Raw genomic sequence first — 17,754 nt, forward strand, 5'->3', positions numbered from 1 at the left:
GTTATATTCTGCTGGAGGTGACGGAGCACTATGATCGCTACACGCAAGCCCTTCCGACTGCTCGCGGCGGCAGTCCTGAATGCCTGCCTGTTCCTGCACAGCTACGCAGCGGCAGCCGGCAGCGACACACCGACGCCGAGCCACGGCATCGCCATGCACGGCGATCTGAAATACCCCCCTGATTTCAGTCACTTCGACTACACCAATCCCAATGCCCCCAAGGGCGGAACCCTGAAGCGCTGGAGCCTCGGCACCTTCGACAGCTTCAACCCCTTCATCATCAAGGGTACGCCGGAAGACAGCATTGGCCTGATCTACGACAGCCTGATGGCCAAGTCCGACGATGAGCCTTTTTCCGAGTACGGATTGCTGGCGGAGTCCGTCACGGTACCGGACGACCGGCGCTGGGTAACCTTTAGCCTGCGCCCCGAAGCCCGCTTCAGCGACGGCGAACCGGTGACTCCCGAAGATGTGGTCTTTACCTTCGAAACGCTGCGCACCCAGGGCAGCCCCTTCTACGCTGCCTACTACGCCGGCATCGAAAAAATCGAGGCCATCGACGAGCATACCGTCAAATTCAGTTTCGGCGACAGCGACAATCGCGAGCTGCCGCTGATCGTCGGCCAGGTCGGCATTCTGCCGAAACACTACTGGGAGGGGCGCGACTTCCAGAGCCCGTCGCTCGATATTCCGGTAGGCTCCGGGCCCTACCGCCTCGCGACTTTCGAGGCTGGCCGCTCGGCCACCTATGAGCTGCGCGATGATTACTGGGGCAAGGATCTGCCGGTCAATCGCGGCCGCCACAACTTCGCCCGCATCCGCTTCGACTATTACCGCGACTCAACGGTGGCGCTCGAGGCCTTCAAGGCCGGCGAGTACGACTTCCGCCTCGAGACGTCGTCCAAGGAGTGGGCCACCGGCTACACCGGCCCCGCCTTCGACGACGGCCGCATCAGCAAGCAGGAAGTGCACAACGGCAACCCGACCGGCATGCAGGCGTTCATCTTCAACACCCGGCATGCCAAATTCGCCGACCCCAGGGTGCGCCAGGCGCTGGCCTACGCCTTCGACTTCGAGTGGACCAATCACAACATCTTCTACGACGCCTATACCCGCACCCACAGCTATTTCTCCAACTCGGAAATGGCCGCCGACAAGCTGCCGGATGCCGACGAGCTGAAGTTGCTGGAGCCGCTGCGCGACCAGGTTCCGCCCGAAGTCTTCAGCGAGGTCTATCGCGCGCCCACCACCGACGGCAGCGGCAACATCCGCGGCCAGCTGCGCAAGGGCATGCGCCTGCTGCAGCAGGCCGGCTGGACCTTTCGCGACAACAAGCTGGTCAACGGCGAGACCGGCGAACCCTTCCGCTTCGAAATCCTGCTGGTGCAGAAGGAATTCGAACGCGTGGTGGCGCCCTTCATTCGCAACCTCGAGCGCATGGGCGTCGGCGTCGACATTCGTATCGTCGACGTCTCCCAGTACATCAACCGGCTGCGCAGCTTCGACTTCGACATGGTGGTCGGGTCCTTCCCCCAGTCCAGCTCGCCGGGCAACGAGCAGCGCGACTTCTGGGGCTCGGCCCTGGCGGACCTGCCGGGTACCCGCAATCTTGCCGGCATCAAGAATCCCGCAGTCGACGCCCTGGTCGAAAAGCTGATTGCGGCACCGGACCGGCACAGCCTGGTGGTGGCGGCACGGGCACTGGACCGGGTGCTGCAGTGGAACCACTACGTGATTCCCCAGTACCACATTGCCACCTGGCGCATCGCCTACTGGAACAAGTTCGGCATGCCAGAAACCCGCGCTCCCTATGACCTCGGGCTGGATACCTGGTGGACCCTCGACGCTGCCGAGCAGGAGCGCGCGCGCTGATGGGCGCCTACATACTGCGCCGACTGCTGCTGATCATTCCAACCCTGCTGGGCATCCTGACGATCAACTTCATCATCATCCAGGCCGCCCCCGGCGGCCCGGTGGAACAGACCATCGCCCAGCTGGAGGGTATTGGCGTCGGCGCCACCAGCCGGATCGGCAGCGGTATCCAGAGCGACGTGGTACAAAGCAACGGCGACAGCCGTTATCGCGGCGCCCAGGGACTGGACCCGGCCAAGGTCGCCGAAATCGAGAAACTCTACGGTTTCGACAAGCCGGCACACGAGCGCTTCTGGCAGATGCTCAAGAGCTACCTGGTGTTCGACTTCGGCCGCAGCTTCTACAGCGACAAGCCGGTGACCGAACTTATCGTCGAAAAAATGCCGGTGTCGATATCGCTGGGACTCTGGACCACGCTGCTCACCTACCTGATTTCGGTTCCGCTGGGCATCAAGAAGGCCGTGCGCGACGGTACGCCTTTCGATGTCTGGACCAGCAGCGCCATCATCGTCGGTTACGCTATTCCGAACTTTCTGTTCGCCATCCTGCTGATCGTACTGTTCGCCGGCGGCACCTACTTCAACTGGTTTCCGCTGCGCGGCCTGACGTCGCCGAATTTCGACGAACTGTCGCTGCTCGGCAAGGTCGCCGACTACTTCTGGCATATCAGTCTGCCGGTACTGGCCTCGGTGATCGGCAGCTTCGCCACCCTGACGATGCTGACCAAGAACTCCTTTCTCGACGAGATCAACAAGCAGTACGTACTCACGGCCCGCGCCAAGGGACTCAACGAGAACCAGGTGCTCTATGGCCACGTGTTCCGCAACGCCATGCTGCTGATCATTGCCGGCATGCCGGCGGCACTGGTCGGCATCTTCTTTACCGGCTCCATGCTGATCGAGGTGATTTTTTCCCTCGACGGCCTGGGACTGCTCGGTTATGAAGCCGTCATCAACCGTGACTATCCGGTGATCTTCGGCACCCTCTACATCTTCACGCTGATCGGCCTGCTGCTGAAACTGGTCAGCGATATCACCTATGTCATCGTCGACCCCCGTATTGATTTCGAGAGCAGGGAGAGCTGATGCGACTCGATCCGATCAACCGCCGCCGGCTCGACAACTTCCGCGCCAACCGCCGCGGTTACTGGGCGCTATGGCTGTTCCTGGCGCTGTTTCTGGTCAGCCTGTTCGCCGAGCTGATCGCCAATGACCGGCCCCTGCTGGTGCAGTACCAGGGCGATTACTACTGGCCCGTTCTCGAGGACTACAGCGAAACCCGTTTCGGCGGCGAGTTCGAAACCCTGGCCGACTTCAAGGACCCCTATATCCAGGAGCTGATCGAAAATGAGGGCCAGGGCTGGATTCTCTGGCCCCCGATCCGCTACAGCTACGACACCATCAACTATGATCTTGCGGTGCCGGCGCCCTCCCCGCCCTCCGGCGAGAACTGGCTGGGCACGGATGATCAGGGTCGAGACGTTCTGGCCCGGGTCATCTACGGCTTTCGCATTTCGGTGCTCTTCGCCATCGTGCTGACGCTGGCAAGTTCGGTGATCGGCGTCGCCGCCGGTGCGGTACAGGGATACTACGGCGGCAAGACCGACCTGCTGTTCCAGCGCTTTATCGAAATCTGGTCGGGCCTGCCGGTGCTGTTTCTGCTGATCATCCTGTCGAGCCTGGTGCAGCCCAACTTCTGGTGGCTGTTCGGCATCATGCTGCTGTTCTCCTGGATGCAGCTGGTGGATGTGGTGCGCGCGGAGTTCCTGCGCGGCCGCAACCTCGAATATGTCCGGGCCGCACGCGCCCTGGGGCTCTCGAGCCGGCTGATCATGTTCCGCCACATTCTGCCCAACGCCATGGTCGCGACGCTGACCTTCATGCCCTTTATCTTCAACGGCTCGCTGGTCACGCTGACCGCCCTCGACTTTCTCGGCTTCGGTCTGCCGCCGGGATCCCCGTCGCTCGGCGAACTGGTCGCACAGGGCAAGGCCAACCTGCACGCCCCCTGGCTCGGCATCACCGCCTTCTGCGCGCTGGCGCTGATGCTGACACTGCTGATTTTCATCGGCGAAGCCGTGCGCGATGCCTTCGATCCGCGGAAGATCCAATCATGAGCAAGACAACCACCGGCACCGCCCTGGTCAGCTTCGAGAATCTCTCGGTACGTTTCGAGCAGGAGGGCAACGCGGTCGACGCGGTACGCAATATCAGTTTCGACATCCCCGAAGGGCAGACCCTGGCGCTGGTCGGCGAATCCGGCTCCGGCAAGTCGGTCACGGCGCTGTCGCTGCTGCGGTTGCTGCCCTATCCCCGCGCCAGCCACCCGAGCGGCCGTATCCTCTATCGCAACGAGGACCTGCTGCAGGCCGAGGAGCCGCGACTGCGCGCCATTCGCGGCGACCGCATCGGCGTTATCTTTCAGGAGCCGATGACTTCCCTGAACCCGCTGCATACCATCGAAAAGCAGATCGGCGAAACCCTGCTGCTGCACAAGGGTCTCAAGGGTCCGGAGGCACGGCGCCGCATCCTGGAGCTGCTGACCCTGGTGGGAATTCCGCAACCGGCGTCGCGACTGGGCAGCTATCCGCACGAGCTCTCGGGTGGCCAGCGACAGCGTGTGATGATCGCCATGGCGCTGGCCAACGAACCCGAACTGCTGGTCGCCGATGAGCCCACCACCGCGCTGGACGTCACCATCCAGGAACAGATTCTCGAGCTGCTGGCACGCCTGCAGAAACAGCTCGGCATGGCAATCCTGCTGATCACCCACGACCTCAACATCGTGCGCCGCCACGCCCACCGGGTCTGCGTCATGTATCGCGGCGAAATCGTCGAGCAGGCGGATACCGCGCAGCTGTTCGCCTCACCGCAGCACGACTACACTCAAAGGCTGCTTGACGCCGAGCCCTCGGGCGAGCCGGTCCAGGCTACGGAGCGGGCACCGGCGATCGTCGAAACCGACGACCTCAGAGTATGGTTTCCGATTCGCCGCGGCCTGCTCAAACGCGTGCACGGCTATATCAAGGCGGTCGACGGCGTCAGCCTGCAGCTGCCCCGCGGCCAGACCCTCGGGGTGGTCGGGGAATCCGGCAGCGGCAAGACCACTCTCGGCATGGCGCTGCTGCGCCTGATCCAGAGCCGTGGCCGGATAGAGTTCGACGGCCAGCCCATCGACGGTCTAAACCAGAAGGCGGTGAAGCCGCTGCGGCGCCAGATGCAGGTCGTGTTCCAGGATCCGTACGGCAGCCTGAGTCCCCGCATGCCGGTGGCCGCCATTATCGCCGAAGGACTGCAGGTACATGGCATAGGCCGCGACGCCGCCGAGCGCGACAGCCTGATCGTCACAGCCCTGAAGGAAGTGGGCCTGGACCCCGACAGCCGCCACCGCTATCCACACGAGTTTTCCGGCGGGCAGCGTCAGCGTATCGCCATCGCCCGCGCACTGGTGTTAAAGCCCCGACTGATCATTCTCGACGAGCCGACCTCGGCTCTCGACCGCACCGTGCAGAAACAGATCGTTGAACTGCTGCGCGACCTGCAGCGCCGCCACGACCTGAGCTACATTTTCATCAGCCACGATCTCGCCGTGGTCCGGGCACTGAGCCATCAACTGCTGGTGATGAAACAGGGCGAGATCGTCGAGCAGGGCCATGCCCGGGAGATCTTCGCAAACCCCAAGAACCGCTATACCCAGGAGCTGCTGGCGGCAGCCTTCGGGTGAGGCGTTAAGCGGTGCCGTTCGCTGCGCTCAGGGCCCCCTACAGGATCGAATAGAACGTAGGGCACCTTGACCATAACAAAGGCCGGTGCGCTTCGCTGCGCTCAGGGCCCCCTACAGGACCGAATAGAACGTAGGACACTTGAGCGCAGCAACCGCTATGGATGGCGGGAAGCTCGGTATTGCAGGAGCCAATACCGACGAAACGTGCCATAACAAAAAAGGCGACCCCGAAGGATCGCCTTTTTTTGTTTTGGCCCGAAGGCCGCCGGCCAGCGTCAGTTTATCTCGATCTCGGCGGCGTTCTTGAGTGCACGCACCAGGTCCTGGTAATCCTGCTGCCCCTGACGGCTGGCCAGGAAGCCTCGCATGGCGCGCTTTTCGTCGTCCCCAAGAGCTTCGGCTTCAGGCTCGCTAACGGCTGTCAGCGCCATGATGGCCCGACCGCCACTCGCCAGCTCCACGGCACCGAAGCTCGCTGCGGCGTCCTGCGGACGCGGCAGGCGGAACAATTCCGACCGGATTGCCGGCGCAAGATCCTGGCTGTTGCGGTTGACACCCGCCTGCTCGACCAGCGCCTGTCCCTGCTCCTGTGCCAAAGTGTCGATCGATTCACCCTGGCGCAGACGACCAAGCAGTTCGGTTGCCTGCTCGTCGAGTCGTTGCGCGGTCTTTTCCTCGATCAGCTCCTGACGGATTTCCTCGGCCACCTCGTCGAGTTCAAGCTGACGCGGCTCAAGGTGCTCCTTCACCCGGATCACCACACTGCGCCCGGCATCGAGCTCGATCGGCAGACTGTTGACCCCATCGCGGATCAGTTCGTCGGAAAAGGCCGCATCGATAACACGGCTATTGGCGGTCACCACATCGCTGCCGCCTGCACGGGAGAATGGCTCGCTGGTCTGGATGCTCAGCTGCAGCGCCTCCGCGGGCTCGTCCAGATTGCCGGACGAGAACGACAGATCGGCCAGCTGCTCCAGAAGTTCGACATAACGGCCCTCAGCCTGCTGATCGACCACCTGCTGACGCAACTCCGGTTTCGACTCCTCGAAGGACGGCGGCTCGGTGGTCTCGACGCGCTCCAGCTTGATCAGGTGGTAACCGAACTCGGTTTTCACCGGCACCGAGACCTCGCCCTCGTTGAGCGAGAACAGAGCGTCCTCGAACGGCGCCACGAATACGCCGCGACCGTTGAGACCCAGTTCGCCGCCGGCCGGCGCGGAACCCGGATCTTCGGAGTGCTCACGGGCAAGCTCGGCAAAGTCGGCACCCTCGTCCAGCTGCTGCTTGAGCGCACGGGCCTCGTTCAAAGCCGCCTCGGCATCGCGGTCATCGTTGATTTCGATGAGGATATGGGCGGCCTGACGCTGCTCCTGCGCTTCGAACCCGGCCAGCGTCTGCTGATACTGCCCCTGCAATTCGTCATCCGTCACTTCGATATCGCGGGCAAGTTCCGACCTGTCCAGCATGACGTACTCGATCTTGACCTGCTCTTCGGTACGGTAGATCGACTTCTCGCTCTCGTAGCGCTGCGAGACTTCATCACGGCTGACCTCTACCCCTGCGCGAACCGCCGCCGCCGGCAGCTCGAAATAGCTCAGGTCGCGGGTCTGGCGGTCGAGTTTCATCAGAGCCTCGAGCTGACTGTCGGTGACGAAGGCGGACAGGCTGTAACCCGTGCGTTCCTGCTGGATCAGCGTCTCCTTGCGCAGGTAGTCACGATAGGTCAGCGGCGTGAGCCCGACGGTACGCAGCACCGCCTCGAACTGGCTGCGATCGAAGCTGCCGTCGATCTGGAACTCCGGCGTCGTCACGATCGAACGGTCGATCATCTGCGGCGACACGGCCATGCCCTGCTCGCGCGCGGATTGAACCAGCACCGACTGCTCGACCAGATTGTCGAGCACCATCGAGCGGATCATGTTGTCGTCCAGCGAGGCGGGGTCCGCATTCTCGCCCATCTGGGACAGAATCTGACGCCGCTGCAACTCGACCGCACGGAACAGCTCCTGTTCACCGATATCCTCGCCGTTCACACTGGCAGGCGCCTTGCTTCCGCTGGCCAGGCCAATCAGCGACTCGACACCAAAGAGCGCGAAGGTGACGATTATCAGACCCACGATTATTTTTGCGACAATACTTTGGGAATTATCCCGGATGGACTGCAACATGCTGAATCCAAATTTCTAATAGACCGTTTTTAAAAAAAAAGCGCATTCTGCCGAATGCGCTTTTTGTATATGTTCGACTCGAATCAACCTTGCGACTTTTGAGTCGATCTACAGAACACTACTGGTTAATAATCAACCGCCATATCCTGTAATAACCTTCAACCGAAGCACTCCCATGGAGTTTCCGGTTTAGCACAAAGATCGAACAGTCGGCATTTTACCGTTCGACCTTCTGCTTAAAATATATCCACTTCAATTGAAGCGGCGGAACGCACGAACCAGTCGCACCGTACTCCGGTGAGGAGATGACAGCCGGGTGATCCGACCTTTCACTCCTCAGACTTCTCACCTTCAAAAAGCCACCTGAAAAAGGTGGCGGAACGGACGGGACTCGAACCCGCGACCCCCTGCGTGACAGGCAGGTATTCTAACCAACTGAACTACCGCTCCCCGTGCTCTCTACCCGCGGTAACTTACTTGTTGACCGCGTCTTTCAGCGCCTTGCCCGGCTTGAACGTCGGCAGAGTGGCGGCTGCAATGTCGATCGGCTTGCCGGTCTGCGGGTTGCGACCGGTACGCGCTGCACGCTCTTTGACACCGAAGGTGCCGAAGCCCACCAGAGCGACCGACTCGCCCTTCTGCAGAGCAGAGGTGATGCTTTCCAGCGCAGAGTCCAGTGCACGGCCAGCAGCTGCCTTCGGAATATCAGCGGAAGCTGCAATAGCATCAATCAGTTCAGACTTATTCACGATGTTCCCCTTGAATCCAATCGTTAGTTCTTATCTACCGAAACCCATGCCCAGCAAGATGATCAGGCACTTTATACCAACTGGCCGAAACCGCTGTCAAGCAGACACCACGCGGTTTCGGCGGGTATAGACCCTTAGTGGGTTTTAATTTGACCAGGCTCCTCCTTGGCCGATTTTTTCTCCGTAGAAACGCTTTCTTTCAGGTCATTTTCACGAGGCTTCGGCTGATATTTGAGCGCGACTTCAAGCACTTCGTCGATCCATTTAACCGGCTTGATCGCCAGATCCGCCTTGATATTGTCCGGAATTTCCTTCAGGTCACGCTCGTTTTCCTGCGGAATGATGACCGTACGGATGCCGCCACGGTGCGCCGCCAGCAGCTTTTCCTTGAGTCCGCCGATCGGCAACACCTGCCCGCGCAGCGTAATCTCGCCGGTCATGGCGACGTCGGCGCGCACCGGGATCCCGGTCAACACTGACACCAGCGCAGTGCACATGCCGATACCGGCGCTGGGCCCGTCCTTCGGCGTGGCGCCTTCCGGCACATGGATATGAATATCCTGTTTTTCGTGGAAATCCGGCGCAATTCCGAGACTTTCAGCACGGTTTCTCACTACGGTCAGCGCCGCCTGGATGGACTCCTTCATCACGTCGCCAAGGCTGCCGGTCGTCACCTGACGCCCCTTGCCGGCCACCACCGCGGCTTCGATATTGAGGATGTCCCCACCCACCGATGTCCAGGCCAGGCCGGTGACATGACCGATCTGATCCTGCTCCTCGGCGACGCCGAAGTTGTACTTGCGCACGCCGCTGAAGTGCTCGAGTTCGGCACCGGTGATGATCAGTTTCTCGTCCTTGTGCTCACCCAGCGACAATTCCTTGACCACCTTGCGGCAGATTTTGGCGATTTCGCGCTCGAGGCCACGCACGCCCGCCTCGCGAGTATAGTAGCGAATCAGGTGCACGATCGCCTCGTCGGCGATTTCGACCTCGGTTTTCTTCAGCCCGTTCTGCTTCATCTGCTTGGTGATCAGATACTTGCGGGCGATATTGAGTTTTTCGTCTTCGGTGTAACCCGGCAGCCGGATGATCTCCATGCGATCCAGCAGCGGCCCCGGAATGTTCATCGAGTTCGAAGTGCAGACGAACATCACATCGGACAGGTCGTAGTCGACTTCGAGGTAATGGTCGTTGAACGTGCTGTTCTGCTCCGGATCCAGGACCTCGAGCAGCGCCGACGCGGGGTCGCCGCGCTGATCCATGCCCATCTTGTCGACCTCGTCGAGCAGGAACAGCGGATTTCTGACACCGACCTTGCACATCTTCTGCAACAGTTTGCCCGGCATGGAGCCGATGTAGGTACGACGATGTCCGCGGATTTCGGCCTCGTCACGAACGCCGCCAAGCGCCATACGCACGTATTCGCGGTTGGTGGCACGGGCGATGGAGCGGCCGAGGGAGGTCTTGCCCACCCCGGGCGGCCCGACCAGACAGAGGATCGGCCCCTTGAGCTTGCGCACACGCTTCTGCACCGCGAGATATTCGAGAATACGGTCCTTGACCTCCTCGAGACCGTAGTGGTCCTCGTTGAGGATCTTTTCCGCGCGCTTCATGTCATGGCGGACCTTGGAACGCTTCGCCCAGGGAATCTGCAGCATCCAGTCGATATAGCCGCGCACCACCGTCGCCTCGGCGGACATCGGCGACATCATCTTCAGCTTGTTGTATTCGCCAAGGGTCTTGTCATACGCTTCCTTGGGCATACCGGCGGCATCGATACGGCGCTTGAGCTCCTCCATATCGTTGGTGCCGGATTCGTCCAGATCCCCGAGCTCCTTCTGAATGGCTTTCATCTGCTCGTTCAGATAGTACTCGCGCTGGCTCTTTTCCATCTGCTTTTTGACGCGGCCGCGGATGCGCTTCTCGACCTCGACCAGGTCGATCTCCGACTCCATCAGCGCCATCAGGTGCTCGAGGCGCTGGTGATTGTCGAGCATCTCCAGAATGCGCTGTTTCTCTTCGAGCTTCAGCGACATATGAGCGGCGATGGTATCGGCCAGACGGCCGATATCGTCGATATTCTGCAACGAGGTCAGCACCTCGGACGGAATCTTCTTGTTGACCTGAATGAAGCGTTCGAACTGATCCAGCGCGGTGCGCTTGTAGATCTCGGCCTCCGGCGCCTTCATTTCCTCGACCTGCAGCACCCGGACCTGGGCCGTGAAGCGGTCTTCATACTGCTCGAGCTGCTCGATACGGGCACGATAGTCCCCTTCGACCAGCACCTTGATGGTGCCATCGGGAAGTTTCAGCATCTGCAGCACGGACGCAACGGTACCGATCTGGAACAGATCCTCGGCGGTGGGCTCGTCATCGGATGCATTTTTCTGCGCCACCAGCAGAATTTCCTTGTTGTTCTCCATGGCCGCTTCGAGCGCCTGGATCGACTTTTCGCGACCAACGAACAACGGAATAACCATATGCGGATATACAACGACGTCTCGCAGTGGCAAAACCGGAAGCTCAATGGTTACAGCATCCTCTTTTGCTTCAAACTGATCCATGATGGATGTTGCCTCTCTGCAGAGCATTCCCCCATGCAACCGGGGAGTGCAATAAAACCTTTTGAATAGCGGTAATACAAATCAATGGGGCCCCTGCCGGAAAAAACAAGCGAGGCACTGAAAAAAACCGCATACCGAGCCGGTGGCCAGTACTGGCTGGCCAATGCGGCCATAAGAATTCCGCCGAAGGCTGGACACTGATTTCGTTATATCAGCATCCCGGTGGCAGAACAATGAGGGATTCGGGGGCCTGGCAAGGCGCCATGGGCCTCTGGCCAGCAGAGATCGGACGCTACTCGCGCGCAGGCATCGGCGGGCGGGACAGTAGCCTGCCCCGCCCGTGTAGCTGATTGCCCGTAGACTTACTTGTAGTAAGCCTGGTCGGTGACGCTGTGGTCGGTAACGTCGCGAACACCGGCGAGTCCCTGGACCCGCTCGACCAGCGTACGCTCCACACCGTCCTTGAGCGTCATGTCGACCGCGCTGCAGCCCTGGCAGCCGCCGCCGAATCGCAGAATCGCGATATGGCCGTTTTCCTCTTCCACCAGCTCCACCAGCTTGACCTCGCCGCCGTGGGACGCCAGTCCCGGGTTGATGTCGGAATAGAGGATGTAGTTGATCTGCTCCTCCATCGGGCTGTCGGGTGACACCTTGGGCACCTTGGCGTTGGGTGCCTTGATAGTCAGCTGACCGCCCATACGGTCTTCGGCGAAATCCACCATCGCCTCATCCAGGTACGGCAGGCTGTTGCGCTCCAGGTAAAAGCGCACCAGTTCCTTGTCCAGCACCTCGTCATCGGCGATCACTTCATCCGGCCGGCAGTAGGCCAGGCAGGTTTCGGCGTATGGCGTGCCCGGCTGGGTCACGAACATACGAACCGCTATGCCCTCGACGTTCTGTTTCGCCAGCAGGTCGGCCAGGTACTTCTCTGCACTTTCGGTTACCGTCATATTCATGGAAATACAGAACTCCTACTTCACAAACTTTAGCCGCAAGAATACACCCATTACAATTCCGAGTAAATTGATAGGTTATTAGCAAACCCGCTAAATTTAGTCGATCCGGAATCGGTCCGCAGACTCCCCGGCCACCCCGCTGCCGGTTTTTCTGGTAGACTTGCCGCTTTCGTTCGCCACCCCTGCTTCTGCCCACCTCGATGCACCGACAGGAACGCTTCCGAACCATACTGACCCTGGGACTGCCGATCATTGGCGGCATGCTCTCGCAAAGCCTGCTGAACCTGGTCGACGCGGCCATGGTCGGCCGTCTCGGGGAAAAGGCACTGGCCGGTGTCGGTATCGCAGGCTACGCCAACTTCATCGCCATCAGCTTCGTGATCGGGCTCTCCTCGGCGGTGCAGTCGATGGTCGCACGGCGCTGCGGCGAAGGCCGGCACGAAGAATCCGCCCGTCCGGTCAACTGGGGCCTGATTCTGGCGTTTGTCATCGCCCTGCCGCTGAGCTGGCTGTTCGGCAGCCATTCCGAGTTTCTGCTCGGCCTGCTCAGCCGGGATCCCGAGGTGCTGGCAATCGCCAATGGCTATTTCGACTACCGCATCGCCGGGATGCTGGCGGTCGGGATCAACTTCTCGCTGCGAGGCTGGTGGAACGGTACCCGGCGCCCGCTGATGCATGTCCGCCTGCTGCTGATGATGCACCTGCTGAACGTGATCCTGAGCTTCGGCCTGATCTTCGGCCACTTCGGTCTGCCGGCCCTGGGCGCGGCGGGCGCGGGCCTCGGCACCAGCCTGGCGCTGTTCGCCGGCTGCGCTCTCAATGCCGTACTGGTATGGCGCGACGCCCGCGAACACGGCTTCCTGCGCTGGCGCCGGGGTATCAGCTCGCTCGGCACCATGCTGCGCCTGGCGGTACCGCACTCGCTGCAACAGCTTTTCTTTTCGCTGGCGGTCTTCGTGCTGTTCTGGATCATCGGCCAGATCGGCACCCAGGAACAGGCCATCGCCCACGTGCTGATCAATCTGGCGCTGTTCCTGATACTGCCGGGCGTTGGTCTGGGAATGGCGTCGACCTCGCTGGTCAGCCACGCGCTCGGCCGCAACCGTCCGGGTGAGGCGCAGCAATGGGGCTGGGACGTGATCAAGGCGGCCCTGGCGATCATCTGCCTGCTGAGCCTGCCGATCTGGCTGATACCCGACCTGATTCTGGGGCTCTTCCTGCAGGACCCGCAGCTGGTGGCGCAGGCGCGTCTGCCGCTGCAGATCACGGGGCTTGCCATCTGCCTCGATGCCGCAACGCTGGTCCTGACCCAGGCGCTGCTGGGCGCCGGCGCCAACCGCCAGGTCATGCTGGTGTCGGTCGGCGGCCAGTGGTTCTTTTACCTGCCACTGGCCTGGCTCGTCGGCCCGACGCTCGGTTTCGGCCTCACCGGCATCTGGCTGGTGCAGCTGATACACCGCAGTCTGTCGTCTCTGGTGTTCATCGGTATCTGGCGCCGGCGCCAGTGGGCCGATATACGACTGGGATAGCGCAGCAGTCCCCGCCGACTTTGTTACACTGAAACCAGTACAGGGTCCGGACGGTGTTATGGTGGAGCACAGCGTTGTTTTCTCGTTTTTTCTGATCTTCACCGGTGCCGCCGTGCTCGCATCGGTGGCGCTCTACACACGCCAGCCCCTGCTGGTCGCCTATATCGTGCTGGGTGCGGCGCTCGGCCCCTATGGCTGGGCGCTGGTGTCCGATACCAGCCTGCTCGCCGATATCTCGCACATCGGCATCATCTTTCTGCTGTTCCTGCTGGGGCTGGACATGCAGCCCAGCCACCTGCTGCACATGCTGAAAAAGGCGACGCTGGTCGCCATCGTCAGCTCCTTGCTGTTCATGGCCACCGGCTACGGTGTCGGACGGTTGTTCGGGTTCACCCAGACAGAAGCCCTGATCATCGGCGCCGCGCTGATGTTTTCCAGCACCATCATCGGCATCAAGCTGCTGCCGACCACGGTTCTGCACCACCGCCATACCGGCGAACTGGTGGTCGGTCTGCTGCTGCTGCAGGACGTCGTTGCGATTCTGGTGCTGCTGCTGCTCTACAGCGGCCCCGGCGGCGATACCGGCGTCATGGACTTCGTCAAGGCGGTGGCGGCGCTGCCGCTGCTGACGCTGGGCGCCGTGATCTTTGTCCGCTACGTGCTGCTGCGGCTGCTGCAAACCTTCGATCGTTTTCACGAGTACATTTTTCTGGTGGCGATCGGCTGGTGTCTGGGCATGGCGGAGCTGGCGCTGGCGGTAGGGCTGTCGGCCGAGATGGGCGCCTTCGTCGCCGGCGTTACCCTGGCGACCAGTCCGATATCGCTCTATATCGCTTCAAGCCTGAAGCCGCTGCGGGACTTTTTTCTGGTGCTGTTCTTTTTCTCGATCGGCGCCAGTTTCAACCTGTCGCTTATCGAGTTGATTCTGCTGCCATCATTGCTGCTGACGGCACTGGTGCTGGTGATCAAGCCGGTGGCATTTCGCTTTCTGCTGCAGCGGATCAGCGAGAGCAACAAGCTGGCCTGGGAAATCGGCTTCAGGCTCGGCCAGACCAGCGAGTTCTCGCTGCTGATCGCCTACCTCGCGACCAGCATGTCACTGATCGGGCAGGAAGCCTCGCACGTGATCCAGGCGACGACCATCCTGACCTTCCTGCTGTCGTCCTATCTGGTGATCTTCAACTTTCCGTCGCCGATCGCGGTCTCGGACCGCCTGCGGCGGGATTGAACGGGCAGGTGACGTGAAAGAAGCGCCACCAAGCCCCCCGAATCTCCGGACCGGAGGGTGGGTGGAGCGATGCAATGCAGCGGCTTTCCCGTTTATGACGGACATCGGGCATCGTGCAACCCGCCATATCGATTGCATTACAAATCGATGGGTATCGGTTGACACTCGTCTATCCCGAAACCTCCCCTGTTGGGTTACGGGGCTTCGCCCCTCCACCCAACGTAACTGGATGGTGAGTGGTATGCGTAGGAGCTCGCTCCGCGAGCGAAGAGGGCCGTAAAGCGCAGAAGCGAAGGCAGGGAACGAAGAAGGGTACGCGGCAGGGAATATATCCGCCATCCCTGGCGGTTGGAGCGATCAAGCCGATCGAGGCTTAACCCCAGCGGCGAACCGGGCCGACATCGACGTGGATGAAGTTGCTTTTGGCGTAGTAACCGACACCGCCGGACTTCAGCGACAGCGCCTTGTGCTGCAGGTCACGCAACGGCACGCCCGGCACACGGATATCGAGCGCCTTGCCGAGCATATGATAGCTCTTCTTGGCAACGCCGCTGCTCTGCTGGCGCAGCTTGGCATTGGTTTCCGGGGAGCGGTAGCCGGATATGATCTGGAACTCCTTATGCAGACCGATATCCCGCTGCAGCATGTACAGCAGATCGAACAGCTGGCGATCCATTTCGATGGAAGTGCCTGAGCGGTGGTCACGCAGAACGTGGTCGATCTCCTTGAGCGCCTCGAGCTGATAGTCGCCCCCCGCCCAGTAAACGGCGGTGAGCTTTTCACCGGTATGCAGGTTGTTCAACGTCAGCTTGCGCTCGAGTGCCGGGTTCTTGACCAGGGGCGCACCGATCGCACTGGTGCCCGCAAGGCCCATGGCTGTGCCGGCCAGGGTCTTTAGGAATGTACGACGATTCTGAATGATCCGCTGTGGCATGATCGATATTACCTGTCTATAACGTTACAACTGATTGAATTTTGACAGCTATTATCCATATATCGGCACCAGCTGTATATTTTTTAGACGAATATTATTCATCGGTACCGGTTCCGGTCCCGTGCCTGCCACAGTTCGCGGGCCAGCACGACCGCCTCCGCCGGCGCCGCGGCGCGCCCCATCAGCTTCATCAGCGCCGCCAGCGTATTGACCACCGCGCCCTCGCCGTAGGCGTGCTCGATGTCTCCCCGCCAGAGTTTCAACAGGTCCTGCGGGTCCAGATCATCATCCCGCACCACACGTTGCGGCAGCAGCCGCGGCCAGCTCTCGCTGTGGGTCTCGCCGCCGAGGATCCACTGCAGTTCGCTTTCGGAGTCGGGCTTGAGTTCCGCCTCGCCGCCGTCGCCCTTGACCGTAAGACCGTGACGGACCCCGAGCAGCACGCCGGTCTGCTGATGCATGGGCCCGTAGGGCGGATGGAAAACGCCGTCGATTCCGTACTCCGCACCCAGCGGATTGAGCAGGCGGCACAGGGTGTGCACCGGCGAGCGCAGCCCCAGTATCGAGCGCAGCTGGATGATATCACCCAGTACCGGCGACAAACGGTCGATCGACATGAAGGCGAAGTTGTCCCTCGCCAGATCCGACTCCACCTGCTGCCAGTCTTCACAGGCGCGCAGACCGAACTGCTGCAGCATGTCCTCGGTATAAATCCGGCCGGGCATATGACCCCGGGCACCGTGCATAAAGATCCGCACCCCGGACTGCGCCAGCGCCAGTGCCGCCAGCAGGAACCAGGGCAGCCGCCGTTTCTTGCCGGCATAGCTGGACCAGTCCAGGTCGGCGTGCAGCTGCTGCGGCACCTGCATCCGTTCACGGGCCGCCAGCACAAAGCCCGACAGCTCCTCCGGCGCTTCCTCCTTGACCCGAAGCAGCATCAGGAAAGCCCCCAGCTGCTCGGGACGAACCTCGCCGTCGAGAATCATGCCCATTGCCGTGCGGGCCTCCTCGGCCGTCAGTGATCGCGAGCCCTTCTTGCCCTTGCCCAGAATGCGAACGAAGGGTGCAAAGGGATGTTCCGGCCTGCTCATGGACCTGCTGCCTCCATTACTCTAAAGTGACCGACCATTATACAGATCTTGTGCCCCGGCACCTGCCGGACCCTAGCCACTTACGACAATACCGAACCTGATCCGATGGAAGCTTTGACACGCGAACTCCACCTTTTCTTCAATGCCCTCACCTTCTTCACCCGGATCCCGCCGCCCGCCTGGGTGCGCTTCAGCGACGAACGGCTGAACCAGTCGAGCCGGTACTTTCCGCTGGTCGGGCTGCTGGTCGGCGCCGCAACCGCACTGCTCTTCTGGCTGCTGCAGTCGCTGCTGCCGCTGCCGGTGGCGGTCCTGCTGTCCATCGCCGCCGGCGTGCTGCTGACCGGCGGCTTTCACGAGGACGGTCTGGCAGATGTCTGCGACGGTTTCGGCGGCGGCTCGACCGCCGCCAAGACGCTGCGCATCATGAAGGACTCCCGCCTTGGCAGCTATGGCGCCCTGGGGCTGCTGCTGGTCATGGCGCTGAAGCTGACCTCGCTGCTGTACGTCGCCAACGTCCTGGTCGCCCTGCTGGTCGGCCACAGCCTGAGCCGCTTCGTCGCCCTGAGCCTGATTCGCACCGAGGCGTACGTGCGCGAGGACCTGCTCAGCAAGTCGCGCCCTCTGGCCCGGCGCATCAGCGACAGCGAGCTGCTGATCGCGGCACTGCCTGTGCTGGTCTGCCTGCTACTGCTGCCGCCCGCCGCCTGGATAGTTCTGCTGCTGACGCAGCTGGCACTGCGCGCCGGCCTGGTCTGGCTGTTCCGTCGCAAGATCGGCGGTTACACTGGCGACTGCCTCGGCGCCACCCAGCAGCTCAGTGAAGTGCTGGTGTATATCGTGCTGTGCCTGCCGCTGGGTGGACTGCCGGCGCTCATCCACTGACCCGGCACCGGCCGCCGGCCCGGCATCGGGGTTATTCCCGTCCTGCCCCGGCGGG

The 17,754-nt window shown here is 61.5% G+C and carries 13 protein-coding genes and 1 tRNA gene; 7 read left to right on the forward strand and 7 right to left on the reverse strand.

Features of this window, described 5'->3' with window-relative positions; all coding sequences use genetic code 11:
- Positions 1 to 30: 30 nt before the first annotated feature.
- Genes IEX85_RS08800 through IEX85_RS08815 form a run of 4 tightly spaced genes read left to right on the forward strand, consistent with a single transcriptional unit; the run spans position 31 to position 5,595 of the window.
- Positions 31 to 1,872 (forward strand): extracellular solute-binding protein, encoded by a 1,842-nt coding sequence (locus tag IEX85_RS08800; RefSeq protein ID WP_188860218.1) that lies wholly within the window; start codon positions 31 to 33, stop codon positions 1,870 to 1,872.
- Positions 1,872 to 2,957 (forward strand): microcin C ABC transporter permease YejB, encoded by a 1,086-nt coding sequence (locus IEX85_RS08805; protein WP_188860219.1) that lies wholly within the window; start codon positions 1,872 to 1,874, stop codon positions 2,955 to 2,957. Before IEX85_RS08800 ends, IEX85_RS08805 begins: the two co-directional genes overlap by 1 nt.
- Positions 2,957 to 3,988 carry an ABC transporter permease gene (locus IEX85_RS08810; RefSeq protein WP_188860220.1) on the forward strand — a complete coding sequence of 344 codons (1,032 nt, stop codon included), beginning with the start codon at positions 2,957 to 2,959 and terminating at the stop codon, positions 3,986 to 3,988. The genes IEX85_RS08805 and IEX85_RS08810 overlap by 1 nt, the downstream gene beginning before the upstream one ends.
- Positions 3,985 to 5,595 (forward strand): ABC transporter ATP-binding protein, encoded by a 1,611-nt coding sequence (locus IEX85_RS08815; RefSeq protein ID WP_188860221.1) that lies wholly within the window; start codon positions 3,985 to 3,987, stop codon positions 5,593 to 5,595. The genes IEX85_RS08810 and IEX85_RS08815 overlap by 4 nt, the downstream gene beginning before the upstream one ends.
- 275 nt (positions 5,596 to 5,870) lie before the next feature.
- On the opposite strand, the gene IEX85_RS08820 is transcribed toward IEX85_RS08815, so the two are convergent.
- The 5 genes from IEX85_RS08820 to nfuA form a co-directional block, all read right to left on the reverse strand.
- Positions 5,871 to 7,763 (reverse strand): SurA N-terminal domain-containing protein, encoded by a 1,893-nt coding sequence (locus IEX85_RS08820; protein ID WP_188860222.1) that lies wholly within the window; start codon positions 7,761 to 7,763, stop codon positions 5,871 to 5,873.
- A 373-nt stretch (positions 7,764 to 8,136) separates the two neighbouring features.
- Positions 8,137 to 8,213, reverse strand: a tRNA-Asp gene (locus IEX85_RS08825).
- 23 nt (positions 8,214 to 8,236) lie between these two features.
- On the reverse strand, positions 8,237 to 8,512 hold the full coding sequence (locus IEX85_RS08830; protein WP_188860223.1) for an HU family DNA-binding protein: 276 nt from the start codon (positions 8,510 to 8,512) through the stop codon (positions 8,237 to 8,239).
- 134 nt (positions 8,513 to 8,646) lie between these two features.
- The gene (lon, locus tag IEX85_RS08835; protein ID WP_188860224.1) at positions 8,647 to 11,076 is read right to left on the reverse strand and encodes an endopeptidase La; all 2,430 of its coding nucleotides are present in this window, start codon (positions 11,074 to 11,076) and stop codon (positions 8,647 to 8,649) included.
- 362 nt (positions 11,077 to 11,438) lie between these two features.
- On the reverse strand, positions 11,439 to 12,032 hold the full coding sequence (gene nfuA, locus IEX85_RS08840) for a Fe-S biogenesis protein NfuA (RefSeq protein ID WP_188860225.1): 594 nt from the start codon (positions 12,030 to 12,032) through the stop codon (positions 11,439 to 11,441).
- A 200-nt stretch (positions 12,033 to 12,232) separates the two neighbouring features.
- Between nfuA and IEX85_RS08845 the strand changes: the two genes are divergently transcribed.
- Positions 12,233 to 13,561, forward strand: coding sequence for an MATE family efflux transporter (locus IEX85_RS08845; RefSeq protein ID WP_188860226.1), 1,329 nt, complete (start codon positions 12,233 to 12,235; stop codon positions 13,559 to 13,561).
- Positions 13,562 to 13,619: 58 nt separating this feature from the next.
- Positions 13,620 to 14,789 (forward strand): cation:proton antiporter domain-containing protein, encoded by a 1,170-nt coding sequence (locus IEX85_RS08850; RefSeq protein ID WP_188860227.1) that lies wholly within the window; start codon positions 13,620 to 13,622, stop codon positions 14,787 to 14,789.
- Between the two features lie 373 nt (positions 14,790 to 15,162).
- Here IEX85_RS08850 and mepK read toward each other — a convergent pair whose 3' ends face one another.
- Positions 15,163 to 15,723 carry a peptidoglycan L,D-endopeptidase MepK gene (gene mepK, locus IEX85_RS08855; protein ID WP_188860228.1) on the reverse strand — a complete coding sequence of 187 codons (561 nt, stop codon included), beginning with the start codon at positions 15,721 to 15,723 and terminating at the stop codon, positions 15,163 to 15,165.
- 98 nt (positions 15,724 to 15,821) lie between these two features.
- Entirely contained in the window at positions 15,822 to 16,814 is a 993-nt protein-coding gene (locus tag IEX85_RS08860; RefSeq protein ID WP_188860229.1) for a glycosyl transferase family protein, read from the reverse strand.
- 105 nt (positions 16,815 to 16,919) lie between these two features.
- Here IEX85_RS08860 and IEX85_RS08865 point away from each other — a divergent pair, with 105 nt between their 5' ends.
- The gene (locus IEX85_RS08865; RefSeq protein WP_188860230.1) at positions 16,920 to 17,699 is read left to right on the forward strand and encodes an adenosylcobinamide-GDP ribazoletransferase; all 780 of its coding nucleotides are present in this window, start codon (positions 16,920 to 16,922) and stop codon (positions 17,697 to 17,699) included.
- Positions 17,700 to 17,754: the final 55 nt, after the last annotated feature.

The organism is Marinobacterium nitratireducens, assembly GCF_014645375.1.
GTDB lineage: Bacteria > Pseudomonadota > Gammaproteobacteria > Pseudomonadales > Balneatricaceae > Marinobacterium_A > Marinobacterium_A nitratireducens.